Raw genomic sequence first — 12,311 nt, 5'->3', positions numbered from 1 at the left:
CTGCCTCGAGCGCCGGGAGAACAGTGCATGGGCCAGCAGGCACACCAGCACGGCACCACCCAGGACGTCCCCGACCGCCACCGTGAAGCGGCTCATCAGACCGGCCAGGACGGCGCCCGCGGCCAGGCACAGCCGCCCTGTGCCCCACAGCGCGGGGCGCAGCACCCGGTCGGGCCGGAAGGCGAGCACCCGACCGGCGGTGAGGGCCGCCACGCCGGGGATGACGGTCCACAGCAGGGCAAGGCACACCAGGGCCCACATGGCGATCTTCACCGGCGAATCATGTACCCGCGTGCGCCCGCGGCGCCAGAGGCGGTGCCGCCGGTGCTCCCCACGCCCTCCGGCCAGACGGTGCGCCGGGGCGGCGCAAGGGGGGCGTACCCGCCCCTGGTACAGGTCCGGGGCACGGGTCCGGCTCGCACCGCGACACCGGCGCGCAAGGGCTGCGGTGACGCGCGTTCCGCGTGCGGCACCGCCCCGCACCGGGTGGGGCGGCGCTCCGCCGGGCTACCGGTGGTCCTGGCGCCCGCCGCGCAGGACGACACCGATGTGGGCCGCCGCGGTGGACAGGTGGCGGCGTACCTCGCGCAGCTGCTCGGCGTCCACGCCGTTGTCGCGGGCGGCGTCGCGGACGTCGTCGCGGAAGCGGTCCAGCAGGCGTTCCAGGTCGCGGGCCGGCTCCCCGGTCGCGGCGGCGTCCTCGGCCGCCCACTCGGGCGCCTGCGCGGGTTCGGGCCTTCCCTGCGGCGGCCAGGTGGCGGCGCGGCCGAACTGGCCGAGCTCGCGGGTGAGTTCCGCCAGCCCCTCCCGGACGCCGGTCTGCCAGTCGCCGCGCCGTACGTGGTCCTGGACCTCCTCCTGGACGCGGCGTGCGATGCGCTGCATCTCGACCCTGGCGGCGTCCTGGGCCTCCCGGGCGGCGCGCTTGGCGGAGCGGGCCTCCTCGCGGGCCTGCCGGATCTCCTCCTTCGAGCGGCGCACCTGCTCCTTCCAGTCGGCCGGGGAGGGAGCGGGCCGGCTGTGCGCCGCCTGCTGCGCTGCCGCCCGGATCTCGCGCCGCAGGTCTCCCGCCGCGCCGCGGACGTCCTCGCGGATCTCGGCGGCCAGCGTGGAGACGGAGTCGCGGATCTCGTTCTCCAGATCAACGATCTCCTCGCTGCGCGAGGCGAGTTCCGCGCGGCCCGCGTCGGTGATCGAATACACCTTGCGGCCGCCCTCGGTGGAGTGGGTGACCAGGCCCTCCTTCTCCAGCTTTGCGAGCCGCGGGTAGACGGTTCCGGCGGAGGGGGCGTACAGGCCGTCGAAGCGCTCCTCCAGCAGCCGGATCACCTCGTAGCCGTGGCGGGGCGCCTCGTCCAGCAGCTTCAGCAGGTAGAGGCGGAGCCGGCCGTGGGCGAAGACGGGGGCCATCAGACGTCCTTCCGGAACGGGTCCGCGTCCGTGGGTCCGTGGTCCTCCCGCGGTGGGCGGCGCAGCAGCGCGATCGCACCCGACACGGTGGTGGCCTTGAGCCGGGAGCCGCCGGTCCCCATCCGGCCGGAGATCCGCTTGGCGCCCCACTGCCCGGTCACCCGCAGCTCGTCGAAGGCGCAACTGACGTGGCCGCTGGTGGTGTTGGCGTCCACCTCGGCGTCCGCGGGGTCGGGGATGCGGATCGCGATCTCACCGGAGACGGAGGTCAGGCGGACGTCGGCGCCGCTGCGCGGGTCCAGATCGAGCACCATGTTGCCGCTGACCGAGTCGGCCTTGACGCTGGCGCCGTTGCCCTCGACCACGGTCAGGTCGCCCGAGACGGTGTTGACGCGCAGGTCGCCGGAGACCGCCTGGGCCTCCACGTTCCCCGCGACCGTCTCGGCGGTCACCGGTCCGGCCTGGCCGACCAGGGTGATGTCGCCGTTGACGCCCCGCACGGTGGCGCGGTCGCAGATACCGGAGACCACGGCGCTCGCCCCGACCACGCCGACCGACACATCAGTGCGCTGCGGGACCGCGAGCGAGACGACGGCGTGCCGCCGCCAGCCCTTGCGGTCGAGCCACTTGAGCAGGCCCTTCCAAGGCAGGTCCTCATAGCTGACGGTGAGCGTGCCCCCCTCGTGGGACACGATCAGCGGCGGGCCGTCGAGCTCGCTCACCTCCAGCCGGGCAGGTCCCTCCTCGACGCCGACCACGTTGACGGCCCCGTTGACGATCCGCACGTGCAGGGTGTCGACGCTCCCGTCGAACACCATCTTGTGCGGCTCGGTGACCGTCCACTCCCGCGAGTCGGGTGTTCCGCTCATCTCGCCCTCCTCCGAGGCACCCGGGCACCCCGGGACACCGCCGACAACGCAACATATCGCGTCTCTCGATAGACACGATATATCGCGTGACGCGGAAGTCAAGGGAACCCCGCGCGCCGGGCCTCCGCCCCCCGAGGTCACCGCGGCCGGACGACCGGCTGGGGGAGGGACGGACGGGCGAGGGACGGATGGGCGAGGGGCGCGGGGTGTGCGCTCACTCCTCGTCCTCGTCGTCGAGCCGGGCCAGCCAGGTCGCCAGCCGCTCCACCGGGATCTCGAACTCCGGGTTGAGGTCGACGAACTCCCGCAGCCGCTCGGCGAGCCACTCGAAGGTGACCTCCTCCTCGCCGCGCCGGCTCTCCAGCTCCTCGATGCCGCGGTCGGTGAAGTACAAGGGGTGCTCCGGTCAGGGTCGAAGGGTGACGTACCAGGCCAGGATAGGTACTCCCGCGGACCGCTCCCGGGGCTGCCCCCGCGGACCGCGCCCCGCGGTCCGCGGACGCGCGGGGGCCCCGCACTCGACTCGACGAGTGCGGGGCCCCCGCGTACGGCGTCGGGCGCTTCGGGCGTCAGAGCTCGAAGACCTCGTGCACCAGCTGCTCCTGCTCCTGCTGGTGCCGCTTGGCGGAACCGACCGCCGGCGACGAGGAGGACGGACGCGACACACGACGCAGCCGGTCGGCGTTGTCGGGCGCGGCGCCGAGCACCAGGTCGAGGTGGTCGATCAGGTTGAGGGCGATGAACGGCCAGGCACCCTGGTTGGCCGGCTCCTCCTGGGCCCAGACGTACTTCTGGGCCTTGGTGAAGGGGGCCAGGGCCGCCTGGATCTCCGCACCCGGCAGCGGGTAGAGGCGCTCGATGCGGATGAAGGCGGTGTCGAAGGCGCCGCGCTTCTCCCGCTCGGCGACGAGGTCGTAGTAGACCTTGCCGGAGCAGAAGACGACCTTGCGGACGTCCTCGGGCCGGCCGGCGCCGGAGGTGAAGTGCGGGTCGCCGATGACCGGCTGGAACTGGCCGGAGGTGAACTCCGCCGTCTTCGAGGTCGCCGCCTTCAGACGCAGCATCGACTTCGGGGTGAAGACGATGAGCGGCTTGTGGTGCGGGTTGTGGACCTGCCACCGCAGGAGGTGGAAGTAGTTCGCCGGGGTGGTCGGGACCGCGACCGTCATGTTGTTCTGCGCGCACAGCTGCAGGAAGCGCTCGATGCGGGCGGAGGAGTGGTCGGGGCCCTGGCCCTCGTAGCCGTGCGGCAGCAGCAGGGTGACGCCGGAGGTCTGGCCCCACTTCTGCTCGGCCGAGCTGACGAACTCGTCGACGACGGTCTGGGCGCCGTTGACGAAGTCGCCGAACTGGGCCTCCCAGGCGACCAGCGCGTCCGGGCGGGCCAGCGAGTAGCCGTACTCGAAGCCCATCGCCGCGTACTCGCTGAGCAGCGAGTCGTAGACGTTGAAGCGGGCCTGGTCCTCGGAGAGGTAGAGCAGCGGGGTGTAGTCCTCGCCGGTCTCCCGGTCGACCAGGACGGCGTGCCGCTGGCCGAAGGTGCCGCGGCGGGAGTCCTGGCCGGCGAGGCGGACCGGGGTGCCCTCCATCAGCAGGGAGCCGACGGCGAGGGTCTCGCCCATGGCCCAGTCGATGGTGTCGTCCTCGACCATGGCAGCGCGGCGCTGCAGCTGCGGCAGCAGACGCGGGTGGACGGTGATCCGCTCCGGGATGTTGACCTGCGAGGCGGCGATCCGCTTGACGGTCTCCGGGCTGATCGCGGTGTCCACCGGGACGGGGAACTCCGGACCGGCGGCCTGGGTCTGCTGCTGCTGCGCGGCGGCCGGCGCGGTCGCCTCGCGGACCTCGGTGAAAACCTTCTCCAGCTGGCCCTGGTAGTCCTGCAGGACCTGCTCGGCCTCTTCCAGGGTGATGTCGCCGCGACCGATGAGGGACTCGGTGTAGAGCTTGCGCACCGAGCGCTTCTTGTCGATGAGGTCGTACATCAGCGGCTGGGTGAAGGACGGGTTGTCGGCCTCGTTGTGACCGCGGCGGCGGTAGCAGATGAGGTCGATGACGACGTCCTTGTTGAACGCCTGGCGGAACTCGAAGGCCAGCCGCGCGACGCGGACCACGGCCTCCGGGTCGTCGCCGTTGACGTGGAAGATCGGCGCCTCGATCATGCGCGCGACGTCGGTGCTGTACATCGACGAGCGCGAGGACTCCGGGGCGGCGGTGAAGCCGACCTGGTTGTTGATCACCACGTGCACGGTGCCGCCGGTGCGGTAGCCGCGCAGCTGCGACATGTTGAGCGTCTCGGCGACGACGCCCTGGCCGGCGAAGGCCGCGTCGCCGTGGAGGACGACCGGCATGACGGTGAAGTCCGTGCCGCCCTTGCCGATGACGTCCTGCTTGGCGCGGGCGATGCCCTCGACGATCGGGTCGACCGCCTCCAGGTGCGAGGGGTTGGCGGCCAGCGAGACGGTGATCTGCTCGCCGTCCAGACCGGTGAAGGTGCCCTGGGCGCCCAGGTGGTACTTCACGTCGCCGGAGCCGTGCATCGACTTCGGGTCGAGGTTGCCCTCGAACTCGCGGAAGATCTGCGCGTACGACTTGCCGACGATGTTGGCGAGCACGTTGAGCCGGCCGCGGTGGGCCATGCCGATGACGACCTCGTCCAGACGCGACTCGGCGGCCGCGTCGATGACGGCGTCGAGCAGCGGGATGACGGACTCGCCGCCCTCCAGGGAGAAGCGCTTCTGCCCGACGTACTTGGTCTGCAGGAACGTCTCGAAGGCCTCGGCGGCGTTGAGCCGGCGCAGGATGCGCAGCTGCTCGTCGCGCTCGGGCTTGGTGTGCGGGCGCTCGACGCGGTCCTGGATCCACTTGCGCTGCAGCGGGTCCTGGATGTGCATGAACTCGATGCCGACGGTGCGGCAGTACGAGTCGCGCAGCACGCCGAGGATGTCGCGCAGCTTCATCATCGACTTGCCGGCGAAGCCGCCGACCGCGAAGTCGCGCTCGAGGTCCCACAGGGTGAGCCCGTGCTCGGTGATGTCCAGGTCCGGGTGCTTGCGCTGCTTGTACTCCAGCGGGTCGGTGTCGGCCATGACGTGGCCGCGGACCCGGTAGGAGTGGATCAGCTCGAAGACGCGGGCGGCCTTGGTGACGTCGTCGTCGTGGCTGGCGTCGATGTCCTTGAGCCAGCGGACCGGCTCGTAGGGGATGCGCAGCGCCTTGAAGATGTCGTCGAAGAAGTCGTTCTCGCCCAGCAGGAGCTGGTTCATGATGCGCAGGAACTCGCCCGACGCGGCACCCTGGATGACCCGGTGGTCGTAGGTGCTGGTCAGCGTCATGACCTTGGAGATGCCCAGCTTGTTCAGGGTGTCCTGCGAGGTGCCCTGGAACTCGGCGGGGTAGTCCATCGAGCCGACGCCGAGGATCACCGACTGGCCGGGCATCAGGCGCGGCACCGAGTGGACGGTGCCGATGCCGCCGGGGTTGGTGAGCGAGACCGTGACGCCCGAGAAGTCGTCCATCGTCAGCTTGCCGACGCGGGCGCGGCGGACGATGTCCTCGTAGGCCTGCCAGAACTCGAAGAAGTTGAGGGTCTCGGCCTTCTTGATGGCCGCGACGACCAGCTGGCGGTCGCCGTTGGGCTTGACCAGGTCGATGGCGAGGCCCAGGTTGACGTGGTCGGGCTTGACCAGCGTCGGCTTGCCGTCCTTCTCCGTGTACGACCAGTTCATCGCAGGCATGATCTTCAGCGCCTGCACCATGGCGTAGCCGATGATGTGGGTGAAGGAGACCTTGCCGCCGCGGGCGCGCTTGAGGTGGTTGTTGATGACGATGCGGTTGTCGAACAGCAGCTTCACCGGGATGGCGCGCACGGACGTGGCCGTGGGCAGCTCCAGGGAGGCGTTCATGTTCTTCGCCACGGCCGCGGACGGGCCGCGCAGCGTCACGTACTCCGGGCCCTGCGGCGCCTCGGTGGCCGGGGCCGCCTTGGCGGTCGGCTGCGGCTGCGCCGGGGTGGGCTTCACCACGGCGGGCTTGGCGGGGGCCGGAGCGGCGGGCGCGGCAGGCGCCGGCGCGGGGGCGGCAGGCGTCACCGGCGGCGCGGCGGGCGCCGCGGCAGCGGGTGCGGCCGGAGGGGCGGCAGGCGGCGCTGAGGGGGCCGGCTGAGGCTGGCCCGAGGCGACTGCGGAGCCCGTATCCGCTCCCGGCTTGTAATCGGCGAAGAAGTCCCACCAGGCTCGGTCCACCGAGTTCGGGTCCTGGAGGTACTGCTGGTAGATCTCATCGACAAGCCACTCGTTGGGCCCGAATCCGGCGGCAGGGCCCTGGCCCTGCCCATCGGTTTCGGTCCCGGGGGTACCGCCCGACCGGAGGTCGGGGGAGCTCGAGCTATTCGGGTGTGGCGACACGGCGGCAACCGCCCTCTTCCGCTTCACAAGGTGATGGACAGCGGAAATAAAGGCTACGCCTACCCGGGCGTTTCCTGCAGGCGGGGAGCCCAGTCGTCGCCTAAGTCACATCGAAAAGACGGTTTCGAGGCGGAGTTTGGCGGGAATGAGGTGCTGAATCGACTACTCCGGTTGCCTCTGGCAACGTCCGCCCGCATACCCGGGCGGTGTGCGGGCGGCGTTCGGCCTGCGTTCGGCCTGCGTCCGGCCCGGCCTCCGGTGTCAAGCCTGCGCCGGGGCGGACCCCGGAAGGGTGACGCGGATCCGGCAGCCGCGGGGGGACTCGGCCACCGCGATGCGTCCGCCGTGCAGGTCCACCGCCCATCGCGCGATCGCCAGCCCCAGCCCCGTTCCGCCGTCGCCCGGTCCGGCGGTGCCGCGGTTGAAGCGCTCGAAGACGCGGGTGCGCTCGGACTCCGGTATGCCCGGGCCCTCGTCCAGGACCTCCAGGTCGAGGCTGCCCGGCCCGGTGCCGCGCCGGGCGCGCACGGTGACCCGGCCGCTGGGCGGGCTGTGCTTGACGGCGTTGTCGATCAGATTGGCGACCACCTGGTGCAGCCGCTCGGCGTCCGCGTACGCGGTCAGCTCCGGCGGCCAGACGTCCAGGTGCAGGTGGACGTCCTTGCGCGCCCGGCTCCCCGGCGCCGGGGAGCCCTGCAGGCCGAGGCCGGCGGTTTTGATGACGGCCGACAGATAGGGCCAGACCTCGAAGCGCTTGGCGTCCAGCGGCACGACGCCGTTGTCCAGCCGGGAGAGGTCGAGCAGGTGGGTGACGAGCAGGCTCAGCCGCTCCGCCTGCTGCAGCGCGGTGCGCATGGTCTCCGGGTCGGCGTCGCTCACCCCGTCCACGACGTTCTCCAGGACCGCGCGCAGCGCCGCGATCGGGGTGCGCAGCTCATGGGAGACGTTCGCCACCAGCTCCTTGCGGTGCCGGTCGACGGCCTCCAGGTCGGCGGCCATCCCGTTGAAGGTCTCGGCGAGCTCGCCGACCTCGTCGCGGCGCGCCGCGGTGACCCGCCGGCTGTAGTCGCCGCGCGCCATGGCGCTGGCCACCGAGGTCATCTCGCGCAGCGGCGCGGTCAGTCCGTGCGCCACCAGCTGCGAGATCAGCAGCGAGGCGATGATCGAGAAGATCGTGATGATCCGGATCTCGGTCGCCGAGTGCATCGCGACGATGATCAGGCCCGTGGTGATCAGCACGGAGGCCAGCACCAGGTACTGCAGTGCCGCCTTGATCGACCGGAAGGGGTCGTACGGCCTCAGCGCGGCCCAGACGCGTTTCCGCAGCTTCGGCGGGCGCGGCGCGCTGTAAGGGCTCACGGCGTGGGCGTCTCGAGCGCGTAGCCGACGCCGTGCACGGTGCGGATGCGCTCCGCGCCGATCTTCCGCCGCAGGGCCTTGACGTGGCTGTCGACGGTGCGGGTGCCGGAGGCGTCCGCCCAGTCCCACACCTCGGCGAGCAGCTGCTCCCGGGAGAGCACCGCGCGCGGCTGCTGGGCCAGGCAGACCAGCAGGTCGAACTCGGTCGGGGTCAGATGCACGTCGGCGCCCCGGACCCGGACCCGGCGCTGGGCGTTGTCGATCTCCAGGTCGCCGAGCTGCATGTTGGCGCCGCGCGGGTCGCGGGCGGCGATCGTGGCGCGCTCCACGCGGCGCAGCAGAACATGCACCCGGGCGACCAGTTCGCGCAGCGAGAAGGGCTTGGTCATGTAGTCGTCGGCGCCCACGCCGAGGCCGACGAGCATGTCGGTCTCGTCGTCGCGTGCGGTCAGCATCAGCACCGGGATCGGGCGCGACGCCTGCACACGGCGGCAGACCTCCAGGCCGTCGTAGCCGGGGAGCATGACGTCGAGGACGAGGAGGTCGGGCTGCCAGGAGGCGGCGGTCTCCACGGCGGCCGGGCCGTCGCTCGCGCTGCGGACCTGGAAGCCCTCCGCCCGCAGCCGCGCCGCAATGGCGTCGGTGATCGTGGCGTCGTCCTCCACCACCAGTACGCGGCGCTGCGCCCCGGGAGTGGCCGCCACCGCCGCGGCGTCGGCGGTCGTCGGCTGTGTGCTGTCCATGTGGGGTCCCCCATGGTCGTGTGCGTTGCGCAGCAGCGTACGAGGCGGGGCGACGCCGCGGCTACGCGGGCTTTCTTGCCAGGTGCACGACATCCGGAACGCCCCGGTCCACCGGGATCTCAATGGTCCGGACCTGCGTGAACCGCGCCGCCCGCAACGCGTCGTCGAACGCGGCGGACGGCTGCGCCGACCATACCGCCAGTACGCCGCCGGGTTCGAGCCGCTCCCGGCAGGCCGCCAGTCCCGTCGGGCCGTACAGGCCGCCGTTGCCCTCGGTGACCGTCCAGTCGGGGCCGTTGTCGATGTCCAGGCAGAGTGCGTCGTACGTCACGTCCGCCTCGTGGACATACGCCACCAGATCGCCCTCGACCACGCTCACCCGCGGGTCCTGCAACGCGTGCTCGGAGAACTCCGCCAGCGGGCCCGTGCGGTGCCACTCGACCACCGCCCGCTCCCGCTCGGCGACCGCGATCCGCGCCCACCGCGGCTCGGCCGCCGCCCGCGCGAGGGAGAAGCCCACCCCCAGGCCGCCGATCAGCACCGACAGGTCGGCCCGGCCCGCGGGGAGGGCGCCCAGCGCAGCGTCGACCAGCAGGCGCTCGGAGCGTCCGTCGGAGGTGTCCATCAGGAAGGTGCCGTTGGCGATGATCTCGTACCGTCCGCCGCTGCGCCGCAGTGCGACCTCGCCGTACGGCCCGTCACGCCGGTCGAGCGTGACGGGTCGTGCCTCATCGTTCGCGTACATGGACCCAGCGTAACGAGGCGGTCCCGCGGGAGGGGCGGGCCGGGTGTCAGTGCCCGCGGGCGCGGGCCGGTCCCCGGACCGTCACCAGGGCGACCCCGCCCACGAAGAGGGCGCCGGCCGTCACCCATGGCGCGGACTGCGCGCCGGGCTGCATCGACCAGGCCCACACCGCGGCCGCTCCGCCGGGGGTCCGGGGGGCGGCGAGAAGGACACCCAATCCGTAGACCATCGGGGGCGCCCAGCTCAGGCGGGCACCGAGCAGGACGGCTCCGGCGCAGGCCAGGCCGGTGAAGCCCAGGACTCCCCGGATCGCCGTCTCGGCGCCGAAGCCGTATGCCGCGTTCGGCGCCGCCAGGCCGAGACAGCAGGACGCGGTGGTGGCGGTCAGGATGTGCGCCGCGCGCCAGCGCCACCATGGAAGCGGCGCGCAGCGGTCCAGCTCGACGGAGGGGCTGTGCAGGCTGCCCACGGTGATCGCCGCGGTCAGGATCGGCAGAAGGACGAACAAGGGCACACCGCTGGTCCGCTCGAAGAGCGGGCGGTCGATCACCCAGCCCGCGATCCAGGAGTTCGCGATGAGCAGCACGGCCAGGGCGGTCGCCGCTCCCGGCAGACCGCGTGAGCGGGCGTAGAGGCACAAAAGGGTCGGTCTGGGGTTCACGGTTCCTCGATCGGTTCGGGCGGGTGGGGCGAGGGCCGCGGCGGGGTCCGCGCTCAGGGCGCCTCGACCACGCCGGTGTCGCAGGAGCCGACGGCGCGCAGATAGCGTCCGAGCCAGGCCCGGCGCTGTTCGGCGGACGCGGCGCGCAGGCGGTCGGCCGCCCGGGTCTCCGCCGCTGCCGTCACGGGTCGCTCCACACCCAGCCAGCTCAGCGCCGCATGCTCGGCGGCGGGGTTGCCGGGGCGGTCGGTGTACCGAGCTGGGCAGTTCCGGAAGGCCACGAAGTACGCCAGGTCGCGGTAGAGCATGTCGCTGTCGCCGAGGCGGCTCCGGAAGAGCCCTCCGTAAAGCTGGAACCTGACTTCCCGTGACGGTGCGCTCTCCGAGGCAGCGCTCTCGCGGTAGCGGACGGGCGCGCCGGGCACGCCGTCGAGCCTGGCGTCGATCCGGGCCACCACGGCCTGTACGGCGGGCAGGGCCGAGGCGTGTTCGGCCCGGACGCACACCACCGGTGTGCCCGAGCCGCAGACCTGGGCGGAGGCGGCCGGCACGGGCCGCCACAGGTCTTCGCCGCCCCGGCAAAGGAACGCCGCCGCCACGGCAGCCGCCAGCAGAGGCACGAGGGCGACCGTCCGCCGCCGTGCGTGACCGGCCAGCATCGCGCAGACCGCGAGTCCGGCCATCCACACCGCGCACAGCAGCCCGAACGCCCACGTGGGGCGCTCTCCGAAGCCGTAGCCCGCCGGAGTGAGCCACTTGACCGATCCATCGGCGTTCTGGGTGTAGCCCAGCGCCACGAAACCGACCAGGCCCACAAGCGGCGCGGCCATCCGCCACCGCAGCGCCCCGCCGACCGCGAAGCCCAGCGCCCCCAGGGCGCCGAACGACACGACGTCCTGGAACACCATGCTCCAGGAGGGCTGCCCGAAACCGGCGTACGGCCAGATCGCCCCCAGGGCCGCCACCGCCGGCAGCAGGTAACCGCAGACCGGCCACAGCACGGCGGGCAGGCACGCCGCCAGAGCCCGCGCAAGCGGCGTCCGGGCCGCCGACGCGAACAGCTCGCCCGTCCCGCAGCGGCGCTCACGCCCGCCCTGCCAGCACCCCGCGGCCAGCGCGACCGCTCCGCCGGCCAGCACGCTGAAGTGCCGGAGCATCTGCTGCGCGTCGGTCCAGTTGTCCCCCAGCCGGTAGCGCTGGACGAACAGGTTGAACGCCACCACGGCCGCGATGACGGCGCCCGCCCACGGTCCCGTGCCGCGCCGCAGTTCGGTTCGGGCGAGGGACACCGGCGGGCGCAGAGCGAGGGCGGTCATGCCGTGACCCCCTGGCCCGTCCGGAGGCGGTGACGCCTCAGCACCGCGCTGTAGCCGCGCTCGATCGGGCTGTCCCCGGCAGCCTCACCGTCCCACGCCGCCGCCAGTTCCCGCGGCGTACCGCGGAAGGCTCCCCGTCCGCCGGACAGCAGCGTCACCTCCGTGCACGCGGCGGCCACGTCCTCCACGAGGTGGGTCGAGACCAGCACGGTCGCGTGCGCGCCCAGCTCCCGCAGCAGGGCGCGGAAGTCGACCCGCTGCTCGGGGTCGAGACCGGCCGTGGGCTCGTCGAGCAGCAGCACGTCCGGGTCGTTGACGATGGCCTGCGCGATGCCCACCCGGCGCACCATGCCGCCCGAGAGGGTCTTGATCCGCCGGTCGATCCGGTCCTCCAGACCGACCCGTGCCACCGCCCGCTCGACGGCGTCGGGCACCTCGGCGGCCGGCATCTCCTTCAGCCAGGCCGCGTAGGCGACGAACTCGCGCACGGTGAACCCCGGGTAGTAGCCGAACTCCTGCGGCAGATAGCCCAGCCGCCGCCGGATGGCCGTCCGCCCCCGATGTGTCGTCGGGTCGTGGCCGAGCAGCTCCAGCCGCCCGCCCTGGTACGGGGCCACCGTGGCCAGCACGCGTATGAGGGAGGTCTTCCCGGCCCCGTTGGGGCCGAGCAGGCCGTGGACGCCGCGGCCGAGCCGCAGGTCCAACGCGTCCAGAGCGGTGGTGCGGCGGTGCTTGACCGTCAGCTCGCTGCCGTTGACGGGATACGCGGTGGTCATCGGTTGCCTCCGAGGATGCCCCGGCC

Annotated in this window: 11 protein-coding genes; all 11 read right to left on the bottom strand. The window is 72.5% G+C overall.

The annotated features are described in order from the left end of the window. A partial coding sequence (locus tag ACRWND_RS29195) for a hypothetical protein (protein ID WP_431954702.1) occupies positions 1–273 on the bottom strand: 273 nt, incomplete at its 3' end. Between the two features lie 234 nt (positions 274–507). Next, the gene (locus tag ACRWND_RS29190; RefSeq protein WP_431954700.1) at positions 508–1,410 is read right to left on the bottom strand and encodes a helix-turn-helix transcriptional regulator; all 903 of its coding nucleotides are present in this window, start codon (positions 1,408–1,410) and stop codon (positions 508–510) included. Beyond that, entirely contained in the window at positions 1,410–2,279 is an 870-nt protein-coding gene (locus ACRWND_RS29185) for a DUF4097 family beta strand repeat-containing protein (RefSeq protein WP_431954698.1), read from the bottom strand. The genes ACRWND_RS29190 and ACRWND_RS29185 overlap by 1 nt, the downstream gene beginning before the upstream one ends. A gap of 214 nt (positions 2,280–2,493) precedes the next feature. After that, positions 2,494–2,673, bottom strand: a complete 180-nt coding sequence (locus ACRWND_RS29180) for a DUF6104 family protein (RefSeq protein ID WP_431954696.1) — start codon at positions 2,671–2,673, stop codon at positions 2,494–2,496. Between the two features lie 175 nt (positions 2,674–2,848). Beyond that, positions 2,849–6,685 (bottom strand): multifunctional oxoglutarate decarboxylase/oxoglutarate dehydrogenase thiamine pyrophosphate-binding subunit/dihydrolipoyllysine-residue succinyltransferase subunit, encoded by a 3,837-nt coding sequence (locus ACRWND_RS29175; protein WP_431954694.1) that lies wholly within the window; start codon positions 6,683–6,685, stop codon positions 2,849–2,851. A gap of 261 nt (positions 6,686–6,946) precedes the next feature. Continuing rightward, positions 6,947–8,044: a HAMP domain-containing sensor histidine kinase gene (locus ACRWND_RS29170; protein WP_431954692.1), complete on the bottom strand. Its 1,098-nt coding sequence runs from the start codon at positions 8,042–8,044 to the stop codon at positions 6,947–6,949. Beyond that, positions 8,041–8,787 carry a response regulator transcription factor gene (locus ACRWND_RS29165; RefSeq protein ID WP_431954690.1) on the bottom strand — a complete coding sequence of 249 codons (747 nt, stop codon included), beginning with the start codon at positions 8,785–8,787 and terminating at the stop codon, positions 8,041–8,043. The genes ACRWND_RS29170 and ACRWND_RS29165 overlap by 4 nt, the downstream gene beginning before the upstream one ends. A gap of 61 nt (positions 8,788–8,848) precedes the next feature. Continuing rightward, positions 8,849–9,532 carry a spermidine synthase gene (locus tag ACRWND_RS29160; RefSeq protein ID WP_431954688.1) on the bottom strand — a complete coding sequence of 228 codons (684 nt, stop codon included), beginning with the start codon at positions 9,530–9,532 and terminating at the stop codon, positions 8,849–8,851. 46 nt (positions 9,533–9,578) lie between these two features. Then, complete coding sequence (locus ACRWND_RS29155; RefSeq protein WP_431954686.1) at positions 9,579–10,193, bottom strand: hypothetical protein; 615 nt, start codon at positions 10,191–10,193, stop codon at positions 9,579–9,581. A gap of 53 nt (positions 10,194–10,246) precedes the next feature. Continuing rightward, on the bottom strand, positions 10,247–11,509 hold the full coding sequence (locus tag ACRWND_RS29150; RefSeq protein ID WP_431954684.1) for a hypothetical protein: 1,263 nt from the start codon (positions 11,507–11,509) through the stop codon (positions 10,247–10,249). Continuing rightward, entirely contained in the window at positions 11,506–12,285 is a 780-nt protein-coding gene (locus ACRWND_RS29145; RefSeq protein ID WP_431954682.1) for an ABC transporter ATP-binding protein, read from the bottom strand. Before ACRWND_RS29145 ends, ACRWND_RS29150 begins: the two co-directional genes overlap by 4 nt. Positions 12,286–12,311: the final 26 nt, after the last annotated feature.

Origin of the sequence: Actinacidiphila sp. bgisy167 (genome assembly GCF_965342175.1) — a bacterium.
Classification (GTDB): domain Bacteria; phylum Actinomycetota; class Actinomycetes; order Streptomycetales; family Streptomycetaceae; genus Actinacidiphila.
Note: the sequence above shows the minus strand (reverse complement) of the source record. Positions and strands in the feature narration are given on the sequence as shown.

Coding starts and splice junctions, on each gene's coding strand:
- ACRWND_RS29190 (WP_431954700.1), bottom strand. CDS start 1,410: ATGGCCCCCGTCTTCGCCCACGGCCGGCTCCGCCTCTACCTGCTGAAG.
- ACRWND_RS29160 (WP_431954688.1), bottom strand. CDS start 9,532: ATGTACGCGAACGATGAGGCACGACCCGTCACGCTCGACCGGCGTGAC.
- ACRWND_RS29165 (WP_431954690.1), bottom strand. CDS start 8,787: ATGGACAGCACACAGCCGACGACCGCCGACGCCGCGGCGGTGGCGGCC.
- ACRWND_RS29185 (WP_431954698.1), bottom strand. CDS start 2,279: ATGAGCGGAACACCCGACTCGCGGGAGTGGACGGTCACCGAGCCGCAC.
- ACRWND_RS29150 (WP_431954684.1), bottom strand. CDS start 11,509: ATGACCGCCCTCGCTCTGCGCCCGCCGGTGTCCCTCGCCCGAACCGAA.
- ACRWND_RS29145 (WP_431954682.1), bottom strand. CDS start 12,285: ATGACCACCGCGTATCCCGTCAACGGCAGCGAGCTGACGGTCAAGCAC.